The organism is Pseudomonas sp. R2-37-08W (assembly GCF_003851705.1).
Lineage (GTDB): Bacteria > Pseudomonadota > Gammaproteobacteria > Pseudomonadales > Pseudomonadaceae > Aquipseudomonas.
This window is the reverse complement of record NZ_CP027728.1, coordinates 3305003-3328149: the sequence shown is the minus strand read 5'-3', so window position 1 is coordinate 3328149 and position 23147 is coordinate 3305003. Positions and strand designations below refer to the sequence as shown.

The 23147-nt window shown below is 62.6% G+C and carries 20 protein-coding genes; 14 read left to right on the top strand and 6 right to left on the bottom strand.

Going from position 1 to position 23147, the window contains the following annotated elements:
* Positions 1–337: 337 nt before the first annotated feature.
* Positions 338–814: a hemerythrin domain-containing protein gene (locus C4J93_RS15285; RefSeq protein WP_124429813.1), complete on the bottom strand. Its 477-nt coding sequence runs from the start codon at positions 812–814 to the stop codon at positions 338–340.
* Positions 815–1092: 278 nt separating this feature from the next.
* Between C4J93_RS15285 and C4J93_RS15280 the strand changes: the two genes are divergently transcribed.
* Positions 1093–1299: a hypothetical protein gene (locus tag C4J93_RS15280; RefSeq protein WP_124363189.1), complete on the top strand. Its 207-nt coding sequence runs from the start codon at positions 1093–1095 to the stop codon at positions 1297–1299.
* A 62-nt stretch (positions 1300–1361) separates the two neighbouring features.
* Here the strand turns inward: C4J93_RS15280 and C4J93_RS15275 are convergent, their stop codons facing one another.
* Both C4J93_RS15275 and C4J93_RS15270 read right to left on the bottom strand, forming a co-directional pair.
* Positions 1362–1922, bottom strand: a complete 561-nt coding sequence (locus C4J93_RS15275) for a type 1 glutamine amidotransferase domain-containing protein (RefSeq protein WP_124429812.1) — start codon at positions 1920–1922, stop codon at positions 1362–1364.
* Between the two features lie 30 nt (positions 1923–1952).
* Positions 1953–2456, bottom strand: coding sequence for a DUF4142 domain-containing protein (locus tag C4J93_RS15270; RefSeq protein WP_124429811.1), 504 nt, complete (start codon positions 2454–2456; stop codon positions 1953–1955).
* A 197-nt stretch (positions 2457–2653) separates the two neighbouring features.
* On the opposite strand from C4J93_RS15270, the gene C4J93_RS15265 reads away from it, so the two are divergent.
* From C4J93_RS15265 to C4J93_RS15250, 4 genes are all read left to right on the top strand, one after another.
* Positions 2654–2863, top strand: a complete 210-nt coding sequence (locus C4J93_RS15265) for a hypothetical protein (RefSeq protein ID WP_124363186.1) — start codon at positions 2654–2656, stop codon at positions 2861–2863.
* 2 nt (positions 2864–2865) lie between these two features.
* Positions 2866–3297: a DNA methylase gene (locus tag C4J93_RS15260; RefSeq protein WP_124429810.1), complete on the top strand. Its 432-nt coding sequence runs from the start codon at positions 2866–2868 to the stop codon at positions 3295–3297.
* Complete coding sequence (locus tag C4J93_RS15255; RefSeq protein WP_124370977.1) at positions 3294–4031, top strand: DUF72 domain-containing protein; 738 nt, start codon at positions 3294–3296, stop codon at positions 4029–4031. The genes C4J93_RS15260 and C4J93_RS15255 overlap by 4 nt, the downstream gene beginning before the upstream one ends.
* A 68-nt stretch (positions 4032–4099) precedes the next feature.
* On the top strand, positions 4100–5257 hold the full coding sequence (locus tag C4J93_RS15250; protein ID WP_124367320.1) for an alpha-hydroxy acid oxidase: 1158 nt from the start codon (positions 4100–4102) through the stop codon (positions 5255–5257).
* A 195-nt stretch (positions 5258–5452) separates the two neighbouring features.
* Here C4J93_RS15250 and C4J93_RS15245 read toward each other — a convergent pair whose 3' ends face one another.
* Complete coding sequence (locus C4J93_RS15245) at positions 5453–6379, bottom strand: alpha/beta hydrolase (RefSeq protein ID WP_124363182.1); 927 nt, start codon at positions 6377–6379, stop codon at positions 5453–5455.
* A 182-nt stretch (positions 6380–6561) separates the two neighbouring features.
* On the opposite strand from C4J93_RS15245, the gene C4J93_RS15240 reads away from it, so the two are divergent.
* From C4J93_RS15240 to uvrA, 7 genes are all read left to right on the top strand, one after another.
* A complete protein-coding gene (locus tag C4J93_RS15240) occupies positions 6562–7149 on the top strand; it encodes an NUDIX domain-containing protein (protein ID WP_124429809.1) in 588 nt (195 codons plus the stop codon).
* 788 nt (positions 7150–7937) lie between these two features.
* The gene (gene lexA / locus C4J93_RS15235) at positions 7938–8555 is read left to right on the top strand and encodes a transcriptional repressor LexA (protein ID WP_124367318.1); all 618 of its coding nucleotides are present in this window, start codon (positions 7938–7940) and stop codon (positions 8553–8555) included.
* Positions 8555–9169: a translesion DNA synthesis-associated protein ImuA gene (gene imuA / locus C4J93_RS15230; RefSeq protein ID WP_124429808.1), complete on the top strand. Its 615-nt coding sequence runs from the start codon at positions 8555–8557 to the stop codon at positions 9167–9169. The genes lexA and imuA overlap by 1 nt, the downstream gene beginning before the upstream one ends.
* A 7-nt stretch (positions 9170–9176) precedes the next feature.
* Complete coding sequence (locus C4J93_RS15225; RefSeq protein WP_124429807.1) at positions 9177–10592, top strand: DNA polymerase Y family protein; 1416 nt, start codon at positions 9177–9179, stop codon at positions 10590–10592.
* A 271-nt stretch (positions 10593–10863) separates the two neighbouring features.
* Positions 10864–13935, top strand: a complete 3072-nt coding sequence (locus C4J93_RS15215; RefSeq protein WP_124429805.1) for an error-prone DNA polymerase — start codon at positions 10864–10866, stop codon at positions 13933–13935.
* 100 nt (positions 13936–14035) lie between these two features.
* Entirely contained in the window at positions 14036–15748 is a 1713-nt protein-coding gene (locus C4J93_RS15210) for an ATP-binding protein (protein WP_124429804.1), read from the top strand.
* On the top strand, positions 15745–18270 hold the full coding sequence (gene uvrA / locus C4J93_RS15205) for an excinuclease ABC subunit UvrA (protein WP_124429803.1): 2526 nt from the start codon (positions 15745–15747) through the stop codon (positions 18268–18270). The genes C4J93_RS15210 and uvrA overlap by 4 nt, the downstream gene beginning before the upstream one ends.
* A 54-nt stretch (positions 18271–18324) precedes the next feature.
* Here uvrA and C4J93_RS15200 read toward each other — a convergent pair whose 3' ends face one another.
* Positions 18325–19407: an LLM class flavin-dependent oxidoreductase gene (locus C4J93_RS15200; RefSeq protein WP_124365165.1), complete on the bottom strand. Its 1083-nt coding sequence runs from the start codon at positions 19405–19407 to the stop codon at positions 18325–18327.
* A 331-nt stretch (positions 19408–19738) separates the two neighbouring features.
* Here C4J93_RS15200 and glsB point away from each other — a divergent pair, with 331 nt between their 5' ends.
* The gene (glsB, locus tag C4J93_RS15195; RefSeq protein WP_124365164.1) at positions 19739–20647 is read left to right on the top strand and encodes a glutaminase B; all 909 of its coding nucleotides are present in this window, start codon (positions 19739–19741) and stop codon (positions 20645–20647) included.
* 121 nt (positions 20648–20768) lie between these two features.
* Positions 20769–21515 (top strand): SDR family oxidoreductase, encoded by a 747-nt coding sequence (locus C4J93_RS15190; protein ID WP_124429802.1) that lies wholly within the window; start codon positions 20769–20771, stop codon positions 21513–21515.
* Between the two features lie 165 nt (positions 21516–21680).
* Here C4J93_RS15190 and mapR read toward each other — a convergent pair whose 3' ends face one another.
* Complete coding sequence (gene mapR, locus C4J93_RS15180; protein WP_124370965.1) at positions 21681–23090, bottom strand: GntR family transcriptional regulator MpaR; 1410 nt, start codon at positions 23088–23090, stop codon at positions 21681–21683.
* Between the last annotated feature and the right edge of the window lie 57 nt (positions 23091–23147).

Here is a 23147-nt window from a genome sequence, read left to right as displayed (position 1 = left end):
CACCCGGCTTTGAAAAGGAGTAACGAGAAGGGTGCAGAGTCTACCAACCTTGGCCACCCCGCGTAATCTGCGACGTTCTGCCACAGGGCAGCATTGCGCTGCGTCCTTTTGCGGGTTCGGTGGTAGCGGCGGCGCATGAAAAGGGGCGTCTCGGTTTCCGATAAAGGGTTGGCTGACCGGTGTTCCAGTAACATCCCGAACTACTTTGCCTGCTCGAGTGCAGCGCCGTTACCGTCGCGCTCATATTCATGATTTTTCATTTGCGATGGAACGCGACAGGGCCTGTGAGCAGGCCTGTCGCTACCGCAAAATCAGGGAAGGGCTTGAAAACAGGGGATCACGCGGCCAATGGCTTACTCGCCAAAGACTTCTTGTAAGTTGCTTTCATCGCTTCCATTTGCGCGCCCAGCTCGTCCAGCTTCGCCTTGCCCAGCAGTTTCTTGGCCTGGGGAAACATCTCGGTTTCTTCTTCTTCGATATGGTGTTCCAGCAGCTCCTTGACCACTTTGACGCGGCCGGAAAACTCGGTGGAAGACGGATCGGTCTGCTTCAGGTCAGGCAGCACCAGTGAATCGACAGTGCGGTGCTCCTCCTTGGCTTCGTGGTACATGATCTCCTGTTCCTTGCCGCCGGCTTCCCTGAAAGCCGGGTAGAGGATTTCTTCTTCCAGCTTGGTATGCAGGGTAATTTCCATCTCCAGCTTGGCCAGCAACTCGGTGCGTTTTTTCACCCCGCGCTCGGTGGATTCGCTCAGTTGGGTCAGCAGGGTCTTGACGCGTTCATGGTCGGCTTTGAGAAGGTCGATGGCATTCATGTGGAACCTCACGGGTAGTCGTCGGGCATGTCGAAACGCACGCCTCGTGAGTCAGAAGATTGCATGACGCGTACCAACTTTTACGCAAAAAAATTGTCTTAAAAATCATATAGATAGCGTCAAGATAGCGTTTCGCTGTCGTGCAGCTTGCATGATCGGTCGTTGCCGGGATTGCACAACGCACATTTACCGCGTTAGCCCAGGTTCCGGTTGAAAAAATCCAATGGAACCCTTGGCGCTTCTGCTTGACCTAAGCCTTAGACCTCAGGAGGTGAAACATGGAAATAAACTATATCTGGATCGTACTGGCGGTGATTCTGCTGCTCTTGGAATTGTGGGCGATCAATATCGTATTGCGCAGCACCGGGGGTTGGGAAACCAAGGGCTTGTGGGTGGTGGTGCTGGTCTTCGTACCGCTGCTGGGGCTGATCGCCTGGGCGATGTTCGGGCCCAAGCGTGAGATGGCGCAAGAGCGCAAAAACTAAAAACATTCAGCGATAAAAAAACAGGCGCCCATGGGGCGCCTGTTTTGGTTGCGGCCTAAAGATCAGCCCGCGACTGCCTTGGCAATCGCTTCATTGAACGCCAGCAGATCGTCCGGCGTGCGCGAAGTGATCAAGGTCCAGCCATTGGCTTTGCATTCCTGCACCTGGGCATCGACCACGCCAGCGGCACCGGCGTTTTCCAGGTCGATACGCACGCTTTTATACGCGGTGAGGGTCTTGCCTTTGACCACGCTGGCGTCGATCAACGCCCACGGGCCGTGGCAGATCGCTGCGATGGTCTTGCCGGCCTGGGCGAACTCATTGATCAAGCGCAGCGCGGCGGCGTCCTGGCGCAGGGTGTCGGCATTCACGGTGCCGCCGGGAATGACCAGTGCATCGAAGTTGCCGCCGACCACGTCCGACAATTGCGCGTCGGATTCCACGGTCTGGTCCTTTTCCGTATCGCCGACAAAGGTCTGGGTGGTGCCGCCTTTGCTGGAAGCGTGCGTTACCGTCGCGCCGTAGCTACGCAGGGTTTGCAGGGGCTTGAGCAGTTCGTCGCGCTCGATGCCGGTGTTGGAGGTGATGACGAGGATGTGCTTGCCGTTGAGTTGCGAACTCATGGTCGAGTGTCTCCTTGGGTCATGGATGGATTAATGGGCGTGTTTGGCTTGCAGCTCCTTGGCCATTTTCAGGTGTGCTTCCAGGGTTGGCAGCGTCTTGGTGGCGAAGGCCTTCAACTCGGCATTGTCCGAGGATTCGGCTTCCTTCTTGAACAGAGCGACGGTTTTTTGATGGGCGTCGACCTGGTTGTTGGCGTACGCCTTGTCAAACGATTCATCGCGCATTTCCAGGATGGCTTTCTTCGCCTTGTCGGTCAGGGCGGCGTCATCCGGCACTTCGATATCGAGTTTTTTCGCCAGGGCCATCAGTTCCTGATTGGCCTTGGTGTGGTCAGTAATCATGTGTTGGGCAAAAGTTTTCACGTCTGCCGAGCTGCTTTTTTCCAGGGCCAGCTTGCCGGCTTCCACTTCGGTGATACCACCCTCGGCGGCATTGTCGACAAAGTCGTTGGACGTGGCGGCCATCGCGGTGGAAATCGAGCCCGCAACCAGCGCGAATGTCAGGCCCATTTGTTTCATCAGTCGAGTCGTCATGGTGTCTCTCCTTGGGAAATGGCGTGATGCCGTTACATCAGTGTTGAGCCGCGCCCTGTGCAAAAGGTTTAAATTTTTTTTGCGTGAATTGACCCAGCGGCCAAGCGGGCAATTTCCTTGAACTAATCCAAATTTCCAAGGTTCTGCTGCATAGGGCCGCCGCTGTGGGTGGCCTGCCATTGCCAGGAGATAGCACTGTGACCGATCACACGCCCGCCGATAAAACCCCTGCACCCATCAGTTCCGAAGACGCGCAAAAAGGCCATGCCGACGGCGCCAAGGGGCAAACCCTGGAACGTCCGAACCCCAAGACCGAAACCATCGACAAAGTCGTGACGCCGACCTCGATCAAGGACATCGAGCGCCAGACGGATGCGATCAACGAGAAGCTCAGCAAGGGGCAGTGAGCATGGCCCGTTCCATCAGCGCGGCCGAGTTGGGCATCGCGCTCAAGCCCGGCGAAGACACCGGCCTGTTCAAGTGGTTTATCGCCAGTTTCCTGATGGGCAAGCGCATTCAGGCGCCCATTGCCGCGCAAGCCTACAAGGTGATCGTTGAAGAGGAGGGCCGCGACACTCCGCGCAAATTGCAACACTGCACCTCGCGGGAGCTGGTGGCGATGTTGGGGCGAGCGCATTACGTGCGCTACGACGAAACCACGGCGCAACGCCTGTTGGACCTGAGTGCGAAGCTCAACGCCGAGTACAGCGGCAAGATCACCCGCATGCTCGAGGCCAGCGATAACCGCCAGGCGTTCGAAAAACGCCTGAGTGAGTTCGAGGGTGTCGGCCCCAAGACCATCGAGATTTTCATGCGCGATGCCGCCACGGTGTTGTTTTGACAGCACCTCTGTATGTGGGCTGCGCCGGCTGGAGCTTGCCCCGCGAGCATTGGCCGGCGTTCGCTGAGCAGGGCACGCATTTACAGCGCTATGCCTCGCGTTTCAACGCGGTGGAAATCAACAGTTCGTTTTATCGGCCCCACCTGGCAAAAACCTATGAGCGTTGGCGTGAGTCGGTGCCTGCGGGTTTCCGTTTTTCCGTCAAGGTGCCCAAGCGGATCACCCACGAACTGCGCTTGCAGCAGTGTGGCACCGCCTTGGACGAGTTTCTCGCGCAATGCCTGCAACTGGACGAGAAGCTGGGGTGCCTGTTGGTGCAGCTGCCGCCGTCCCTGAGGTATGAGCCGTTGGTTGCCGGCGCTTTTTTCGAGGCGCTGCGCCAACGGTTTGCCGGTACCGTGGTGCTGGAACCGCGCCATGCCAGTTGGCTCGCGGCCGGAACTTTGTTGCAGTCGCTCGAAATCGGTTGGGTCAGCGCCGACCCTGCGGTGATCGCTGCCGGTGATGCCTGGCACGGCGTGGGTTATTGGCGTCTGCATGGCTCGCCGCGGATTTATCACAGCGCCTATGGGCACGAGCGGGTGCAGGCGTATGCGCGGTTGCTGCGCCAGTCGATTGAAGAGGGCATTCCCACCTGGTGCATTTTCGACAATACCGCCAGCGGCCATGCGGTCGCCGATGCCCTCGACCTGCTCGACGTCTACCCGCACCTCGACACTCGGCAAGGCTTATAAACGCAGCGGCTGGTTAGCTGGGCGAGGGCCGAGTACTCTTTGTTCTCAGTTCAGGGAGAGGTGACCCGATGTCGTTGATCACAACCATCGAAGACTTACGCAAGCTTGCGCAAAAACGTGTCCCCCGGATGTTCTACGACTACGCCGATTCCGGCTCCTGGACTGAGAGCACCTACCGAGCCAATGAAAGCGACTTTGCCCGGATCAAGTTCCGTCAGCGCGTGGCACGCAATATCGATGAGCGTTCGATTCGCGCCAGCATGATTGGCCAGGACATGGCCATGCCGGTAGCCCTGGCACCCACCGGCCTGGCGGGCATGCAGCACGCCGATGGTGAGATTCTCACCGCCCGCGCCGCTGCGGCGTTTGGCCTGCGCTATACCTTGTCGACCATGAGCATCTGTTCGCTGGAAGACATCGCCGAGCACGTCGGCCAGCCCTTCTGGTTCCAGTTGTATGTGATGCGCGACCGTGGGTTTATCGAGCGTTTGATCGAGCGGGCCAAGGCGGCTGGCGTTGATGCGTTGGTGTTGACGCTGGACCTGCAGATCCTCGGGCAGCGCCACAAGGACCTGATCAACGGCCTGTCCGCGCCGCCCAGGCTGACCCTGCCGAACATCCTCAACATGATGACCAAGCCGCGCTGGGTGATGGGCATGCTGGGCACCCAGCGACGGGGCTTCGGCAATATCGTCGGGCATGTGACGGGGGTGGCCGATATGAGTTCGCTGTCGGCGTGGACCGCCCAGCAGTTCGACCCGCGCCTGAGCTGGGACGATGTGGAGTGGATCAAGAAGTGCTGGGGCGGCAAGCTGATCATCAAGGGCATCCTCGATGTGGAGGACGCGCGCCTGGCGGCCAATACCGGTGCCGATGCGTTGGTGGTCAGCAACCACGGTGGCCGCCAGCTGGATGGCGCGCCGTCGAGCATCAGCCAGCTGCCGGCGATTGTCGAGGCGGTGGGCAAGCGGATTGAAGTGTGGCTCGACGGGGGTATCCGCTCTGGCCAGGATGTACTCAAGGCTATGGCACTGGGCGCCAAGGGCACCATGATCGGGCGCCCGCACCTGTATGGCTTGGGGGCGATGGGCGAAGCGGGTGTGACAAAAGCGCTCGAGATCATCGCCCGTGAGTTGGATGTGACGATGGCACTGTGTGGCTATAACGATATACGCGAGGTGAATCGCGAGATCTTGCTGCCTGGCACGTTTCCTGACGGCGCGTGATGCGCAAAAAAAACCTGAAAAAGTAAAAAGAGTTGTCCACGAAAACCGTGGGTATCTCTGTGGATAACTTTGCAAGGGCCCGGCAGCGTTGGCGATTTAACCTGCGGTCAATATTTGATCAACTTTCAATGTGGGCCAATATGGCCAGGGTTTGCGCTTGACAGGCCTGAGCGAACCCAGTGCCGAAAAGCGCATTTATGAGTCACCCACGCGGCCTGTGGAGTGCGTGACCAGCGGTGAGGGCATGCTCGTTTGCATCAGCTTGTGCAGTGCCTGGCCATAATCGCGCCCGGCCAGGCTCATGCTGTTGTTATGGCTGGCACCCGGCACCAGTAACAGCCGCTTGGGCTCCTGGGCGGCTTCAAATAATTGCTGGCTGAAACGCGGTGGCACGTAGCGGTCATCGAGGCCATGCACCACCAGCAAGGGCATATGGATATCGGCCATCTTGTCGATGGAATCGAATTTCTGCGAGAGCAACCAGCGTACCGGCAACGAGGTATTGGCAACCGCCGTGGCAACATCTCCCAGGGAAGTGAACGTGGATTCGATCACCAGCCCGCGCACCGGCAGCGGTACCTGCTTACTCAGCTCTGCGGCGAGGTCGATGGCCACTGCGCCACCCAGGGAATGCCCGTAGAGCAGGCGTTTTCCGGGGTCGGGTTGCAAGGTCTGGAAGCGCTCCCAGGCGATGCGTGCGTCTTCATATACCGTGGTTTCCGAAGGCAGGTCGCCCTGGCTTTTGCCAAAACCGCGATAGTCGATGGCCAACACCGAAAAGCCCATGGCATGCAATTGTTCGATGCGAAACAGCTGGCCGGTGAGGTTCCAGCGTACGCCGTGCAGGTAGAGAATGGCGGGCGCATCTTTCTGCGCGGCCGGGTACCACCAGCCATGAATATTCTGGCCGGCTTTGAAAGCGGCGGGCTTGATATCGAACTCCTGTACGGCATTGGGCAGCCCGGTGTACCAGCCTGCGGTGCCCGGCTCGATGCGAAACACCAGCTCGCGCTCCTTGTGTTGCAGCACTGCGCAGCCCACCGGCAGGCCGACGATCAACACGGCCATGCACAGCAGCGCCAGCCAGCGCAGGCCCCGGCGGGGCATAGAACGAGATGACATGAAGGTTCCATTACAAAGGGCGAAGCACGGGTTGTACCAGATGAGCCGGGAGGGGGAGAAATTAATGCGACGGCCGTGACCCAGGATTGCTTGCAAAGTGTTGCAGCGATGCAGCGGGGCGACCGACTTGACGCTGCATGACCTGCACGCGATGCTCCGTTTCTTTGAGCAAAGGCCCGACCATGGACAACAGCCCCGTGCGCATCACCGCCGAAGAAACCCTTTCGGACAACTGGTACCTCCTGAAGAAATACAGCTTCGAGCTGCGCCGCCGTGACGGCAGTTGGCAAGCCCAGACCCGCGAGGTGTACGACCGGGGCAACGGTGCGACCATCCTGTTGTACAACCGCGAGCAGCGCACGGTGCTGCTGATCCGCCAGTTCCGCATGCCCACGTTTGTCAACGATTACGCCGGCTACCTGATCGAAGCGGCGGCCGGGTTGCTCGACAACGCCAGCCCCGAAGAGCGCATCCGCCTGGAGGCCGAGGAAGAGACCGGCTACCGCGTGGGGCATGTCGAGAAAATCTATGCGGCGTTCATGAGTCCGGGGTCGGTGACCGAGCGGATTCACTTTTTTATTGGTGAATACCAGCCGGGCGACCGGGTTGGGGCTGGCGGCGGCCTGGCGGAGGAGGGCGAGGATATCGAAGTGCTGGAGCTGGGGTTCGAGCAGGCGCTGGAGATGGTGGCCAATGGGGAAATCGTGGATGGCAAGACCATCATGCTGCTGCAGCATTTGGAACTGCGCATGTTGAAAGAACGGTGGTAGCTCGATCGAGCATGAAGATCAAAAGGTGGGGAGGGGGCTTGCTCCCGTGGCGGCCTATAGCTATCTGACTGATGCCGCGCGATCCAAATGTGGGAGGGGGCTTGCCCTAATGCCAGTCAGTTAAGCGTACACCGCCGTCTGTAGGAGCGAGCTTGCTCGCGAAAAACGTCAACGATAACGCGTGCTTTCTGAATGAACGCGGTGCCTGTGAGTTTTTCGCGAGCAAGGGCTAGCCGCCCGCCTCGTTCCTACAAAAAGCCTTAACTGACTGGCATTAGGGCTTGCCCCCGATGGCGGCCTGACAGCCGACCAGGATGTTGGATCAAGGCGAGTACATATCCGTTGCTGCGGTAGCGGCGGCTTAGGGTTCCGCCCTTACGGCGTCTCACTTTTGAAAAGCGCAAAAGTAAGCAAAACGCTCTTGCCCCACCACTCGGCACCTCGCCTAGGCTCGGTGTGCCCGTAATCCGACAGTGATTTGGGGGGCCGCCGCCACGCGCCATCCATGGCGCGGGGCGGCTAAACCGGCATCCCTGCCGGTTTACCCCCAAATCACTATCGGATTACGGCCAGCGTGGTTTAACGGGGCGCTTAAGATCAAGAGCCAGATCAAGAGCGACTCGCTTCGCATCGTGGTTACCGTAAGCTGTTACACAGTTGTGTAGATACCCATGGTCATCGAGGGCAAGTCGAATCGTCGCACCGCCCCTCCCACATTTGGACCGAGGTGTATCAGTGGGTCACCGCCGACTGACGGCTATTGTCAGAAATTTCCCACAAGAGTACAAATGTACTCCATGACGACCCTGACCCCCCGCCGTACCGCCATCCTGACCTTCATCCGCGAGCGCATCGCGCAGCAAGGTCAGCCCCCGAGCCTCGCCGAGATCGCCGAGGCGTTCGGCTTTGCCTCGCGCAGCGTCGCCCGCAAGCATGTGGTGGCCCTGACCGAAGCCGGCTTTATCGAGGTCAACCCCAACCAGGCCCGGGGGATTCGCCTGCTCAACCAACCGCCGCGCCCGGAATGGCTGGACATCCCGGTGCTCGGCCGTGTGGCCGCAGGCCTGCCCATCGGCGCGGATGCCGAAGTGCACAATCGCCTGCAGCTCGACCCCGCCACCTTCGCCAAGACCCCGGACTACCTGCTGCGCGTGCAGGGCGATTCGATGATCGAAGACGGCATTCTCGATGGTGACCTGGTGGGCGTGCGGCGCAGTGCCGAGGCCTTGAACGGGCAAATTGTGGTGGCGCGCCTGGACGGTGAAGTCACCATCAAGCGTTTCGAGCGCCATGGCGACAAGGTGCGCCTGCTGCCGCGCAACCCGGCGTATCAACCCATCGTGGTCGGGGTCGATCAGGACCTGGCCATCGAAGGGGTGTTCTGCGGCCTGGTGAGGCAAGGCTGATGGGCGCCGTGGTTGCCCTGGACTCGCTGTTCAATGGCGGGCGAGTCTGGAAGGGTCGGCCCGCCGCGCCACCGGCCAGTGTGCATCCCACCGGGCTTGCGGCGCTGGATGCGGTGCTGCCCAGCGGCGGCTGGCCGGAGGCGGCCTTGAGTGAAATCCTGATGGCCAAGGACGGTGTGGGCGAACTGCAACTGGTGCTGCCAACCCTGGCGCGCTTGTCGGCGATGGGCGAACGTATTGTGCTGGTGGCACCGCCCTACACGCCGTATCCCCATGCCTGGCAGAACGCCGGGGTGGATGTGCGCCAGCTCGCGGTGATCCAGGCCCAGGAGCGTGACGCGCTGTGGGCGGTGGAGCAATGCCTGCGCTCCGGCAGTTGTGGCGCGGTGTTGTGCTGGCCGTGCAAGGCCGATGACCGTGCCTTGCGCCGTTTGCAGGTGGCCGCGGAAACCGGGCAAACCCTGGCGTTTGCCTGGCGCGCCTTGAGTGAAGCGATCAACCCATCGCCGGCCGCTTTGCGCCTGGCGGTCGAGGCAAGGCCTGCGCAAGTGCGTGTGCTCAAATGCCGGGGCGGCCTGGCCCACCCGGCGCCGATTGCCCTGGCGGGGCATTGAGGTTGCCATGCGCTGGGTCTGTATTGTCTTCCCGCAATTGGCGCTGGACGGGGTGCTGCGTGCCCATCCCGAGCCCGACCAACCGCTGGCACTGCTGGCCGGTACGCCGCAGCGGCGCGTGCTGCAAACCGTCAATGCCGCCGCCCGCGCCCTGGGGTTGCGCCCCGGCCAGTCGCTGACGGCGGCGCATGCGCTGACCAAGACCTTCGCCTGTGCCGAGTACGACCCGCTGGAAATCGAGCGCTGGCAGCAGTTTCTCGCCGCCTGGGCCTACCGCTTCAGTTCCCAGGTCAGCGTGTATTACCCACGCGCCTTGCTGTTCGAGATCGAGTCGAGCCTGGGCCTGTTCGGGCCCTGGCCGCAGTTCGAGGCGCGCTTGCGCAAAGAGTTGACCGAGCTGGGCTTTCGTCACCGCATCGTCGCCGCGCCCAACCCGGCGGCGGCCCGGGTGCTGGCCAACCGTTACGATGGCCTGGCGGTGGCCGACGACAGCGCCTTGATGCAGGCTCTGGCGCCGCTGCCGGTCGACCGCGCCGGGATTGAACCGCAGGCCGCCACCGCGTTGTCGCGCATGGGCCTGCGCACGTTGGCCCAAGTGCAAGCGCTGCCCCGGCATACCCTGGCGCGGCGCTTTGACGCCAGCCTGCTCAAGCACCTCGACGCCCTGAGCGGGCAGCGGCCGTTGGCCCTGGGTTTCTATCAGCCGCCGGACCAGTTCGATGTACGCATCGAGTTGAATTTCGATGTGCAATCCCACCAGGCACTGCTGTTTCCCTTGCGCCGTCTGACCGCCGACCTGTCCGCCTTCCTGTGCGGGCGTGACAGTGGCGTGCAGCGTTTCGACCTGCACCTGGAACATGCCCAGGCAGCGGACAGTGTGATCAAGGTCGGCCTGCTGAGCGCCGAGCGCGAGCCTTCGATGCTGTTCGAACTGGCCCGGGGGCGATTGGAGCAGGTGCAAGTCACTGCACCGGTGCGCGGGTTTCGCCTGGTGGCCCAGGACTTGCCGGTATTCGTGCCGCAGCGCCAGGACCTGTTCGACGACCGCCCGCAACAGTCCCTGCCCTGGGAGCAGTTGCGCGAACGCCTGCGCGCGCGCCTGGGCGATGAGGCGGTGCAGGGCCTACGTTTTCACGCCGACCATCGCCCTGAATGCGCCTGGCAAGCCGCCGTCGACAACCACCCATGCCCGAGCTTGAACAAGGTCCGGCGCCCTGGCTGGTTGTTGAACCAACCGACCTTGCTGGCCGAGCAGGGCGTACAGATTCTGATGGGCCCGGAACGCATCGAATCCGGCTGGTGGGATGGCGCCGATATCCGCCGCGACTATTACCTCATCCAGACCCGCGCCGGTCAGCAAGGCTGGGCCTACCGCACGGTGGGGCAACAGGATGGCCTGTGGCTGCAAGGCTGGTTTGCATGAAAACCTATAAGTCGCCACCCCCTGTAGGAGCGAGCTTGCTCGCGAAGGCGGTTAACGATAACGCGGGGCACCAGAATGAATGCGGCGCCCTTGGGCTTTTCGCGAGCAAGCTCGCTCCTACAGGAGCGGATGCAAAAGCCCATAGGTCGCCACCCCCTGTAGGAGCAAGCTTGCTCGCGAAGGTGGTTAACGATAACGCGGGGCACCAGAATGAATGCGGTGCCCTTGGGTTTTTCGCGAGCAAGCTCGCTCCTACAGGGGCGGGGCAGGCATGAATTACGCCGAGCTGCATTGCCTGTCCAACTTCAGCTTCCAGCGCGGTGCCTCCAGCGCGCTGGAACTCTTCGAGCGGGCTAAGCGCCAAGGCTACAGCGCCCTGGCGATCACCGACGAATGCACTCTGTCGGGTATCGTGCGCGCCTGGCAGGCGGCGAAAGCGCTGGAGTTGCCGCTGATTATCGGCAGCGAAGTGCGCATCGAGAACGGGCCGAAACTGGTGCTGCTGGTGGAAAACCTGAGCGGTTACCAGCACCTGTGCCGGTTGATCACCCTGGCCCGCCGCCGCGCCGAAAAGGGCAGCTATCGCCTGCTGCAGGAAGACTTCGAGCAACCGCTGCCCGGCCTGCTGGCGTTGTGGGTGGCGCAGGACAGCGACACCCAGGCCAGCATCCAGTGGCTGCGCCGTACCTTCGCCGAGCGCTTGTGGCTGGCGGTGCACTTGCACTGCGGGCAGGACGATGCACGGCATCTGGAGCAACGCCTGCAGCTGGCGGCCAGCCTGAAAATCCCGGCCGTCGCCTGCGGTGATGTGCACATGCATGCGCGTGGGCGCCGCGCCCTGCAAGACACCATGACCGCCATCCGCCATCACGTACCGGTGGCCGAAGCCGGCCTGCATTTGCATCCCAATGGCGAGCGGCACCTGCGCAGCCTCGACGCCCTGGCTGCGCTGTACCCGCAAGCCTTGCTCGATGAAACCCTCGTCATCGCACGGCGCTGCAGCTTCGACCTCGGCCAGTTGCGTTACCACTATCCACGCGAGCTGGTGCCCGCAGGCCATGACGCCGAATCCTGGCTGCGCACCCTCACCAAAGAAGGCATCGCCCAGCGCTGGCCTGACGGCATCGATGCCAAGACCCTGAAGCAGATCAACACCGAGCTGGAGCTGATCAGCGAGTTGGGCTACGAAAGCTATTTCCTCACGGTGCACGACATTGTGCGCTTTGCCCGCAGCCGTTCGATCCTGTGCCAGGGCCGTGGCTCGGCGGCCAACTCGGCGGTGTGTTTTGCCCTGGGCATCACCGAAATCAATCCGAGCCTGAGCAACGTGCTGTTCGAACGTTTCCTGTCCAGGGAACGCAACGAGCCGCCGGATATCGATGTGGATTTTGAACACGAGCGCCGCGAAGAAGTGCTGCAATACGTGTTCCAGCGCTATGGCCGCACGCGTGCGGCGTTGACGGCGGTGGTCAGCAGTTACCACGCGACCGGCGCGGTGCGGGATGTGGCCAAGGCCCTCGGCCTGCCAGCGGACCAGGTCAACGCATTGGCCGAATGCTGCGGACGTTGGAGTGACGACGCGCCGCCGTTGGAGCGCCTGCGTGAAAGCGGCTTCGACCCGGACAGCCCACTGCTGCGCCGCGTCTTGACCCTCACCCAGCAGTTGATCGGCTTTCCTCGGCATTTGTCCCAGCACCCCGGCGGCTTCGTGATTTCCGAACACCCGCTGGACACCCTGGTGCCGGTGGAGAACGCCGCCATGGCCGAGCGCACCATCATTCAGTGGGACAAGGACGACCTCGACGCCGTCGGCCTGCTCAAGGTCGATATCCTCGCCCTGGGCATGCTCAGCGCGATCCGCCGCTGTTTCGATCTGCTGCGCCGCCATCGCAACCTGGACATGAGCCTGGCAGGCATGCCCAAGGAGGATGCGGCCACCTACGCGATGATCAGCAAGGCCGACACCATCGGCGTATTCCAGATCGAATCGCGGGCGCAGATGTCGATGCTGCCCAGGCTCAAGCCGCAAACCTTCTATGACCTGGTGATCGAAGTCGCCATCGTGCGGCCGGGGCCCATCCAGGGCGGCATGGTGCACCCGTATTTGCGTCGCAGGAATAAAGAGGAGGAAGAAACCTATCCGTCGCCGGCATTGGAAGTGGTGTTGAAGCGCACCCTGGGCATCCCCTTGTTCCAGGAGCAGGTGATGCAGATCGCCATGGTCGCCGCCGACTACAGCCCTGGCGAGGCCGACCAGTTGCGCCGCTCCATGGCCGCCTGGAAACGTCACGGCGGCCTGGAACCGCATCAAAAGCGCCTGCGCGAAGGCATGCTGAAAAACGGCTACACCGAAGCCTTTGCCGCGCAGATTTTCGAGCAGATCAAAGGCTTTGGCAGCTATGGTTTTCCCGAGTCCCACGCGGCCAGTTTTGCCTTGCTGACCTACGCCAGTAGCTGGCTCAAATGCCATGAGCCGGCGGCCTTTGCCTGCGCACTGATCAACAGCTGGCCGATGGGCTTCTACAGCCCGGACCAGATCCTGCAGGACGCGCGCCGGCATCGCCTGCAGATCCGCCCGGTGGACGTGCAGGCCAGTGACTGGGATTGCAGCCTGGAACCCATCGACGGCCAGCAGCCGGCGATCCGCATGGGCCTGCGCATGATCTGCGGGTTTCGCGAAGAAGATGGCCGGCGCATCGAGGCCGTGCGCCAGCGCCGCGCCTTCAGCGACATCGCCGACCTTGACGCCCGCGCCGGCCTGGATGCGCGCGCCCAAGCGCTGCTGGCGGATGCCGGCGCCTTGCGCGCGTTAGCCGGTAACCGCCACCAGGCGCGCTGGGAAGTGGCCGGCGTGCACACGCAACTGGGCCTGTTTGCCGGCCTGCCGAGCCCCGATGAAGCGCCGGTGGCGTTGCCCCAGCCCACGGTCGGCGAGGACTTGCACGCCGATTACGCCACGCTCGGCACCACGCTTGGGCCGCATCCCCTGACGCTGCTGCGCGCGGAACTGCGCAGGCGCCGCTGTCGCAGTTCCCAGGAGCTTTTGACCGTGGAGCATGGGCGCAATGTCAGCGTCGCCGGCTTGGTCACCGGGCGCCAACGTCCGGGCACCGCCAGCGGCGTGACCTTTGTCACCCTGGAAGATGAATTCGGCAACCTCAATGTGGTGGTCTGGCGCGACCTGGCCGAACGTCAACGCCAGGCCCTGGTCGGGTCGCGCCTGCTCAAGGTGGACGGGCGCTGGGAGGCGGTGGGCGAGGTGCGGCATTTGATCGCTGGGCGCCTGACCGACCTGACGCCGCTGCTGGAAGGCATAGTGGTGCGCAGCCGGGATTTTCACTGAGGCCAGTGGTTTCTTCGGCTTAAGTTAGCCAAGATGAAACCATCTATCGCCGCTGCGCTCCAAAACTTGCGACTGTCCTCTCACTGCCCAGAGCCCGACCATGCAATTCTTATCCAACCCCCACGGCTGTGAAGGCTGGGCCGGCGAAATGGCCCAGCGGATTCGAACGTTTGACTGGTCAACGACCGACCTTGGCCCGATCGACCGCTGGTCCACCAGCCTGGCCTGCACCGTGCAGATGATGCTCGCTTCACCTGTACCCATGGTGATGCTGTGGGGCCGGGCGGGTTACATGATCTACAACGACAGCTACTCGAAGTTCGCCGGTGGACGCCATCCGTACTTGCTGGGCACGCCGGTGGAACTGGGGTGGCCGGAAGTGGCCGAGTTCAACCGGCATGTAGTGGATACATGCCTGGCGGGCGGCACCTTGTCGTTCAACAACAAGGAACTGGTGTTGTCGCGCAACGGCAAGCCGGAAACCTTGTGGATGGACCTCTATTACAGCCCCGTGGCCGGGGATGACCATCAGCCGGCCGGGGTGCTGGCGATTGTGGTTGAGACCACTGAACTGGTGCAGTCCGAACGCGTGCGCCAGGAGCTGACCCACAATCTGGAGCAGCGCGTAGCGGCCGAAGTGCAGGCGCGTTCCGCCGCCGAAGAGCAGTTGCGCCAGTCGCAGAAGCTGGAAGCGATTGGCGGCCTGACCGGCGGCGTGGCCCACGACTTCAACAACCTGCTGCAAGTGATCGCCGGCAACCTGCACCTGCTGGCCCGGCATGAGCCGGACAACGCGCAGGTGCAGCGGCGTGTTTCTGCCGCGATTGCCGCGGTGGAACGCGGCGCCACCCTGTCCTCGCAACTGCTGGCGTTTGCCCGGCGTCAGCCCTTGTCGCCGGCGGTGTACAACCCGCAACGTATCTACGCCGGTCTCGGTGAACTGCTGCAACGCGCGCTGGGCGAAACCATTCATATCGACGTGCAATTGCCGCAGGATTCCTGGTGCATCAACGTCGACCGCAACCAGCTGGAAAACGCGCTGCTCAACCTGGCGATCAATGCCCGCGATGCCATGCACGGCGAGGGCGTGATTCGTATCACCGGCGAAAACATCATTCTCAACCCGGCCGAATGCGCGGGCAAAAGCATCAAGCCCGGCGAGTATGTGCGCCTGGCTGTCACCGACACTGGCACTGGAATGCCGCCGACCGTGCTCAAGCGCGCGTTCGAGCCGTTTTTTACCACCAAGCGCGAAGGGCAGGGCACTGGCCTGGGGCTGAGCATGGTGTTTGGCTTTGTCCGGCAAAGCGGCGGGCATGTCGACATCAGCAGCGAGGAAAACAAAGGTTCGGTGGTGCAGATGTATTTCCCGCGCAGCCTGGAACCGGAGCATTTGGAGCCGGACATTGGCCAGCAGAGCCCTTGCACCGGCCAGGAAACCATCCTGGTGGTGGAAGACAATGAAGGCGTGCGCCTGGCCGTGGTGGAGCTGCTCCAGCAATCGGGCTACACGGTGCTGACGGCCGAAGACGGCGACCAAGCCATGGCTAAGCTGCAGGCCGGCCTGCAGCCGGAATTGATTTTTACCGATGTGGTGATGCCCGGCCGCATCAAGAGCATCGACCTGGCCAACTGGGCGCGTGAGCAGGTGCCGCCGATCCCGGTGCTGTTCACCTCCGGCCACACCCGCGACATTCTTTCCTCCAATCATCTGCTGAGCGCTGATATTCACCTGCTGAGCAAGCCCTACAGCCCCGATGCCCTCACGCAACGGGTGCGCAGCGTTCTCACCGCCAGACAAGGTTGTCCATGACTTCACAACGCAACACCCCCGCACCGACCGCCCAGCACACCGGCTTCGTGCGGGTGCGCGGCGCCCGCGAACACAACTTGCGTAACGTCGATGTGGATATCCCCCGGGATGCCCTGGTGGTGTTCACTGGCGTGTCCGGTTCCGGCAAATCGTCCCTGGCGTTTTCCACCGTCTACGCCGAGGCCCAGCGCCGCTATTTCGAGTCGGTGGCGCCCTATGCGCGGCGCTTGATCGACCAGGTCGGCGTGCCGGATGTCGACAGCATCGAAGGCTTGCCACCCGCCGTGGCCCTGCAACAGCAGCGTGGCACGCCGAGTGCGCGCTCATCGGTGGGCAGCGTGACCACCTTGTCGAGCCTGATCCGCATGCTGTATTCCCGTGCCGGCAGCTACCCGCCGGGGCAGGCGATGCTGTATGCCGAGGACTTTTCGCCGAACCTGCCCCAAGGCGCGTGCCCGCAATGCCATGGCCTGGGCCGCGTGTATGAAGTGACCGAAGCGCTGATGGTGCCCGACCCGTCGCTGACCATTCGCCAGCGCGCGGTGGCAGCCTGGCCGCTGGCCTGGCAGGGGCAGAACCTGCGCGACATTCTCGTGACCCTGGGCTACGACGTGGATATTCCGTGGCGCGACCTGCCGAAAAAACAGCGCGACTGGATCCTGTTCACCGAAGAAACCCCCACCGTACCGGTGTACGCCGGCTTCACCCCGGCGCAGACCCGCGATGCCTTGAAACGCAAGCTGGAGCCCAGTTACCAGGGCACCTTCAGCGGCGCGCGGCGCTACATCCTGCACACCTTCGCCCACACCCAAAGTGCGCTGATGAAAAAGCGCGTGTCGCAGTTCATGCAAGGCAGCGCCTGCCCGTTGTGCGAGGGCAAGCGCCTGACCAAGGCAGCGCTGTCGGTGAAGTTTGCCGGGGTGGATATCGGTGAGTTGTCGCAACTGTCCCTGACCCGCCTGGCCGAGTTGCTGCGGCCGGTGGCGGCGGGGCAGGACAAGATGAAGTTGTCAGTGGAAAAACGCCTGGCCGCCCAACGGATCGCCGAGGACCTGCTCGAACGTGTGAGTACGTTGATCGAGCTGGGGCTGGGCTATCTGGCCCTGGAGCGCAGCACGCCGACGCTGTCGTCCGGAGAATTGCAGCGCTTGCGCCTGGCCACGCAACTGGGCTCGCAGTTGTTCGGCGTGATCTACGTGCTCGACGAACCGTCCGCAGGCTTGCATCCGGCTGACGGCGAGGCTTTGTTCAGCGCACTGGCGCGGCTGAAAGCGGCCGGCAATTCGCTGTTTGTGGTGGAGCATGACCTGGAAACCATGCGCCGCGCCGACTGGCTGATCGACGTCGGCCCGGCCGCTGGCGAACACGGCGGGCAAGTGCTGTACAGCGGCCCGCCGGCGGGGTTGGCGCAGATTGCCGCGTCGCAGACCCGCGAATACCTGTTTGCCGAGCCGCGCCCTGCGAACCCGGCGCGGCGTCAACCCAGCGGCTGGCTGAAGCTGCAAGGCGTTACGCGCAACAACTTGAAGAATCTTGCGGTGGATTTTCCGCTGGGCTGCTTCACGGCAGTGACCGGGATTTCCGGTTCGGGCAAGTCCAGCCTGGTCAGCCAGGCGCTGTTGGAACTGGTCAGCAGCGGCCTCGGGCGCGTGTTGGAAAACGTCGAAGAGCCCAGCCTGGAAGACGCTGCGCCTTCCGCCAGCGAGGGCCGCATCAGCGCCGGGTTGGAACATATCCGCCGTCTGGTGCAGGTGGACCAGAAACCCATCGGCCGTACACCGCGCTCCAACCTGGCGACCTATACCGGGCTGTTCGACAACGTGCGCAAACTGTTCGCCGCCACGCCAGCCGCGAAGAAGCGCGGTTACGACGCGGGGCAGTTCTCCTTCAACGTGGCCAAGGGCCGTTGCCCGAACTGCGAAGGCGAGGGCTTTGTCAGCGTCGAATTGCTGTTCATGCCCAGCGTGTATGCGCCGTGCCCGACCTGCCACGGTGCGCGCTACAACCCCGAGACCCTGGCGATCACATGGCAAGGCTTGAACATCGCCCAAGTGCTGGGCTTGACGGTGGAGCAGGCTGTCGACGTATTTGCCGAACAACCGGGTGTGCTGCGCGCTCTGCAGGTGCTGCGCGATATCGGACTGGGCTATCTGCGCCTGGGCCAACCGGCTACTGAGTTGTCGGGCGGTGAAGCGCAGCGCATCAAGCTGGCGACCGAGCTGCAACGCAATGCGCGGGGCGCCACGCTGTACGTGCTGGACGAGCCCACCACTGGCCTGCATCCCAGGGATGTCGACCGCTTGCTCAGCCAGCTCAACCAATTGGTCGAGGCGGGGCATACGGTGGTGGTGGTCGAGCATGAGATGCGCGTGGTGGCGCAGAGTGACTGGGTGATCGACATCGGCCCGGGTGCCGGGGACGCGGGCGGCAAGGTAGTTGCCAGTGGTACGCCGCAAAAAGTTGCCAGCAGCAAAACCAGCCGCACGGCGCCGTTCCTGGCGCGGGAATTGAGATTGAGTTAGTCGCCAGGTTAGTCGCCAGAAATGCGGGAGGCACGAACGTCCTCCCAGCTGCTCTCAAGCGACTTGCCTGGCCCGCTCGCGTTCAGCGACCAACTGGCGGGTCAGCGGTATCAGCGCCTTGCCATAGTCGATCGCATCATTGAGCGGATCGAACCCACGAATCAGGAACGTGGTGATACCCAGATCGTAGTAGTCGAGCAACGCCTGCGCGACTTGCTCGGCCGTGCCCACCAGCGCCGTGGAATTGCCCTGTGCGCCGAGCAAGGCGGCAATCCCGGTCCACAGGCGCTTATCCAGGCGTGAGCCTTGCGCTGCCGCCGCCAGCAACCGGCGCGAGCCCTCATTCGGCGGTTCGCGCCGCACAAAGCCGCTCTGTTCGGCCAGCGCCGTGGCTTGCTGCAAAATAGTGTCTGCCCGCTGCCACGCCAGTTCCTCGGTCTCGGCCAGGATCGGGCGCAATGACAAGCTGAAGCGAATCGTACGCCCATGCCGGGCCGCTTCGGCACGCACCTGGGTCACCACCTCGCGCACTTGCTCATAGGTTTCGCCCCACAGCGCATACACGTCCGCATGCTTGCCCGCCACCGCAATCGCCGCCGCCGACGAACCGCCGAAGTACAACGGGATATGCGGCTGCTGCGGCGACTTCACCGTGGAGTGCGCGCCTTCGACCTGATAGTAGGTGCCGGCGAAGTCGAAGGGCTTGTCGCTCGTCCATTCCTGGCGCACCACGCTCAAATATTCGTCGGTGCGCGCGTAGCGCTCGTCCTTGCCGATATGGCTGCCATCGGCGCGCAGTTCGCGATCGTCGCCGCCGGTGATGATATGCACGGCGGTACGCCCGCCGTTGAACACATCCAGCGTGGCGAACTGGCGCGCGGCCAAGGTGGGTTGGGCAAAGCCTGGGCGGTGAGCGATCAGGAATTTCAAGCGCTGAGTCACGCTGGCGGCATGGGCGGCGATCAGCGTGCTGTCCGGGCTGGTGGAGTGGAACGCCACCAGGGCGCGGTCGAAGCCGGCCTCTTCATGGGCGCGTGCCACACGCTCAACGTAGTCCGGCTGCAGCGTCGGGCCGCTGCGCGGGTGGATCTCGGAGGCGTGGTGGCCGCCGATGTAGCCGATGAATTCGATGCTCATGGTCAGGTCCTTGTTGAAGTCGATAAACAAGCCTCCACCGGGCAGGGGGTCGGTCCGTAGCGTGAAAGTAGGCCGCACGGGCGCGTCTGTAAAAGGCCGATTAGTTCTAACCTAATTATTAAATTATGGAATTATAGTTTTTATTATTATCAGTAGATTGCATTTATTCGGCGGTCTTGCTTACGCTTTCACTTGGCGCTGCAAGTTGCTGATACTGATTTACCGGATGATTGCCGAGCGGGTCGTGGAGATTGTGTGGGGCTATCGCGCCCATTGAAGTATCCTCCGCGCCTCGCTCACCACTGATCCAAAGAAGATGACAGGACAAGACATGCAGGCGCTGCTGGAGTCGATCCTCGACGAAGTGCGCCCCCTGATCGGCCTCGGCAAAGTCGCCGACTACATCCCCGCCCTGGCCGACGTGCCCGCCAACCAGTTGGGCATCGCGGTCTACGGCAACGACGGCGCGGCCTACTGCGCCGGTGATGCCGACACGCTGTTCTCGGTGCAAAGCATTTCCAAGGTGTTCAGCCTGGTGCAGGCCATCGACCACGGCGGCGAAACCATCTGGGAGCGCCTGGGCCACGAACCGTCGGGGCAACCGTTCAACTCCATGGTGCAGCTGGAATTCGAACGCGGCCGCCCGCGCAATCCGTTTATCAACGCCGGCGCGCTGGTGATCTGCGACATCAACCAATCACGCTTCGCCGTGCCGATTCTGTCGATGCGCGATTTCGTACGACGCCTGTCGGGTAACCCGCAGATTCTGGTCAACAGCGTTGTCGCCGATTCGGAAGCGCAGCACGGTGCGCGCAACGCGGCCATGGCTTACCTGATGAAGGCTTTCGGTAACTTCCACAACGATGTGGACGCGGTGCTGCACAGCTACTTCAATTACTGCGCGTTGCAAATGAGCTGCCTGGACCTGGCCAGGGCGTTCAGCTTCCTGGCCAACGAGGGCGTGAGCGCCCACAGTGGTGAGCAGATTCTGACCGCGCGCCAGACCAAGCAGGTGAACTCGATCATGGCCACCAGTGGGCTGTATGACGAGGCCGGCAATTTTGCCTATCGGGTCGGGCTACCGGGCAAGAGCGGGGTAGGCGGCGGGATTGTCGCGGTGGTGCCGGGGCAGTTTACGGTGTGTGTCTGGTCGCCGGAATTGAACGCGGCGGGGAATTCACTGGCGGGGATGAAGGCGTTGGAGTTGTTGAGTGAGCGGATTGGGTGGTCGGTGTTTTAATATCATTTTTCACACTTCTCGTGGGAACGATCCCAACACACGCACGCGCCTGACAAAAGCCGTGCGTGACGGGTATTCTTCAACCCAACCCCAAACATCAGGTTGAGTCAGGAGACTGCACATGGACAGAGTCGTCATCATTACCGGAGGCAGTCGCGGGATTGGCGCCGAAACAGCCTTGCTGGCCGCTCGCCAGGGCTATCGCATCTGCATCAACTACCAGTCCGACGAAAACGCCGCCCAGCGTGTACTGGAACAGGTGCGCGGCCTTGGCGCACAGGCGATTGCGGTACGCGCGGACGTCAGTAACGAAGATGAAGTGATCGCCCTGTTCAACCGTGTCGATACCGAGCTGGGCCGCGTCACGGCGCTGGTGAATAATGCGGGCACCGTCGGCCATAAGTCGCGGGTCGATGAGATGTCTGAGTTCCGTATCCTGAAAGTCCTCAAGACCAACGTACTGGGCCCGATCCTCTGCGCCAAGCATGCGCTGCTGCGCATGTCGCCCAGGCATGGCGGGCAGGGCGGCAGTATCGTCAACGTCTCGTCGGTGGCGGCGCGCCTGGGCTCGCCGGGGGAATACGTCGACTATGCCGCGTCCAAGGGCGCACTCGACACCTTCACCCTCGGCCTGTCCAAGGAAGTCGCGGGCGAGGGCATTCGTGTCAACGCGGTGCGCCCCGGCTATATCTTCACCGACTTCCACGCCCTCAGTGGCGACCCGGACCGGGTCAGCAAGCTGGAGTCCGGCATCCCCATGGTCCGTGGCGGGCGCCCGGATGAAGTGGCAGAGGCGATTATCTGGTTGCTGTCGGACAAGGCCTCGTATGCCACCGGTACGTTTATCGATCTGGGGGGCGGGCGCTGATCGCGCGTTTCCCCAACCGATGCATGCCGACTGTAGGAGCGAGCTTGCTCGCGAAGAACTCAGGGCCCCCGCGGTTATTCAGAATGAATGCGTTGCCTAGACGTTCTTCGCGAGCAAGCTCGCTCCTACAAAGAGCCTTGACTGGCCGGAGCGCCATTGTGCAACTCAAAACGAGCGTACGATCCGGCCCAGGGTCTCCATCGCCTGCTCCGACGCTTCGGTCCACGGGCTGCCGTAGTTCAACCGGATGCAGTTGCGAAAGCGCCGGGTTGCCGAGAATATCGGCCCCGGTGCGATGCTGATGCCTTGTGCCAGGGCCATCTGAAACAACTTCAATGAATCGGTGTGCTCCGGCAGTTCCAGCCACAGGAAATACCCGCCGGCCGGTTGGCTGACTCGGGTCTGCGCCGGGAAGTAACGGCCGATCGCCGCGAGCATCGCGCTTTGCTGTTCTTCCAGGGCATAGCGCAGTTTGCGTAGGTGCCGGTCGTAGCCGCCGTGTTGCAGGTAATCGGCAATCGCGGCCTGGGCCGGCATCGACGGGCACAGCGATGTCATCAGTTTCAAGCGCTCGACCTTCTGCGCGAAGCGACCAGCCGCCACCCAGCCAACGCGATAACCCGGCGCCAGGCTCTTGGCAAAGGAGCCGCAGTGCAACACCAGCCCCTCGGTATCGAAAGCCTTGGCCGGTTTCGGCGCATGCTGCCCGTAATACAGCTCGGCATACACGTCATCTTCGATCAGTGGCACCTGGTGGCTGCGCAGTAGCTCGACCAAGGCGCGCTTTTTTTCTTCCGGCACCGTGGCGCCCATGGGGTTCTGGAAGCTGGTCATGCTCCAGCAGGCTTTGATCGGGTAACGCGCAAGGCTCTGCGCCAGGGCGTCAAGGTCGATACCGTCGCGCGGGTGCACCGGAATTTCCACAGCCTTGAGCTTCAGGCGCTCGAGCACTTGCAGGCAGGCATAAAACGCCGGGGCTTCAATCGCCACCAGGTCGCCCGGCTCGGTGACGGCCTGCAGGCACAGGTTCAGCGCTTCCAGGGCGCCGTTGGTGATCAGCAGTTCTTCCATGGGCAGCATCAGCCCGCCGACCATGTAGCGCAGCGCAATCTGACGGCGCAGTTGCGGGTTGCCGGGGGACATGTCGGTGACCACCAGGCGCGGGTCCATCGCACGGCTGGCACTGGCCAGGGAGCGGGCCAGGCGCGGCAACGGGAACAGCATCGGACTGGGGAAGGCCGAGCCGAAGGGCACGGTGTTCGGGTCTTTGATCGAATCCAGCACCGAAAACACCAGCTCACTCACATCGACTTCGGTGCTCTCGTGCACCTGCGCGCTCACCACCGGCTCGGAAAACGGGCTGGGCGCATGGGTATTGACGAAGTAACCGGAGCGCGGTCGCGCGCGGATCAGGCCTCGGCGCTCAAGCAGGTAGTAGGCCTGGAACACCGTGGACGGGCTGACGCCGTAAGTCTGGCTGGCGTAGCGCACCGAAGGCACGCGCTGGCCGGGGCCGAGCACGCCGGAGCGGATCAGTTCTGCGATGTCTTCGGCGAATTTTTCGTAGCGTTTCATGGGGGCCTTGGGTGCTGATTTCCCCCGGGGACTATACCCGCACCTCTGTTTGCATAA

Coding starts and splice junctions, on each gene's coding strand:
- C4J93_RS15225 (WP_124429807.1), top strand. CDS start 9,177: ATGCGCTGGGTCTGTATTGTCTTCCCGCAATTGGCGCTGGACGGGGTG.
- glsB (WP_124365164.1), top strand. CDS start 19,739: ATGCAGGCGCTGCTGGAGTCGATCCTCGACGAAGTGCGCCCCCTGATC.
- mapR (WP_124370965.1), bottom strand. CDS start 23,090: ATGAAACGCTACGAAAAATTCGCCGAAGACATCGCAGAACTGATCCGC.
- C4J93_RS15215 (WP_124429805.1), top strand. CDS start 10,864: ATGAATTACGCCGAGCTGCATTGCCTGTCCAACTTCAGCTTCCAGCGC.
- C4J93_RS15250 (WP_124367320.1), top strand. CDS start 4,100: ATGTCGTTGATCACAACCATCGAAGACTTACGCAAGCTTGCGCAAAAA.
- C4J93_RS15260 (WP_124429810.1), top strand. CDS start 2,866: ATGGCCCGTTCCATCAGCGCGGCCGAGTTGGGCATCGCGCTCAAGCCC.
- C4J93_RS15200 (WP_124365165.1), bottom strand. CDS start 19,407: ATGAGCATCGAATTCATCGGCTACATCGGCGGCCACCACGCCTCCGAG.
- C4J93_RS15245 (WP_124363182.1), bottom strand. CDS start 6,379: ATGTCATCTCGTTCTATGCCCCGCCGGGGCCTGCGCTGGCTGGCGCTG.
- imuA (WP_124429808.1), top strand. CDS start 8,555: ATGGGCGCCGTGGTTGCCCTGGACTCGCTGTTCAATGGCGGGCGAGTC.
- C4J93_RS15275 (WP_124429812.1), bottom strand. CDS start 1,922: ATGAGTTCGCAACTCAACGGCAAGCACATCCTCGTCATCACCTCCAAC.
- lexA (WP_124367318.1), top strand. CDS start 7,938: ATGTACTCCATGACGACCCTGACCCCCCGCCGTACCGCCATCCTGACC.
- uvrA (WP_124429803.1), top strand. CDS start 15,745: ATGACTTCACAACGCAACACCCCCGCACCGACCGCCCAGCACACCGGC.
- C4J93_RS15270 (WP_124429811.1), bottom strand. CDS start 2,456: ATGACGACTCGACTGATGAAACAAATGGGCCTGACATTCGCGCTGGTT.
- C4J93_RS15240 (WP_124429809.1), top strand. CDS start 6,562: ATGGACAACAGCCCCGTGCGCATCACCGCCGAAGAAACCCTTTCGGAC.
- C4J93_RS15285 (WP_124429813.1), bottom strand. CDS start 814: ATGAATGCCATCGACCTTCTCAAAGCCGACCATGAACGCGTCAAGACC.
- C4J93_RS15190 (WP_124429802.1), top strand. CDS start 20,769: ATGGACAGAGTCGTCATCATTACCGGAGGCAGTCGCGGGATTGGCGCC.
- C4J93_RS15210 (WP_124429804.1), top strand. CDS start 14,036: ATGCAATTCTTATCCAACCCCCACGGCTGTGAAGGCTGGGCCGGCGAA.
- C4J93_RS15280 (WP_124363189.1), top strand. CDS start 1,093: ATGGAAATAAACTATATCTGGATCGTACTGGCGGTGATTCTGCTGCTC.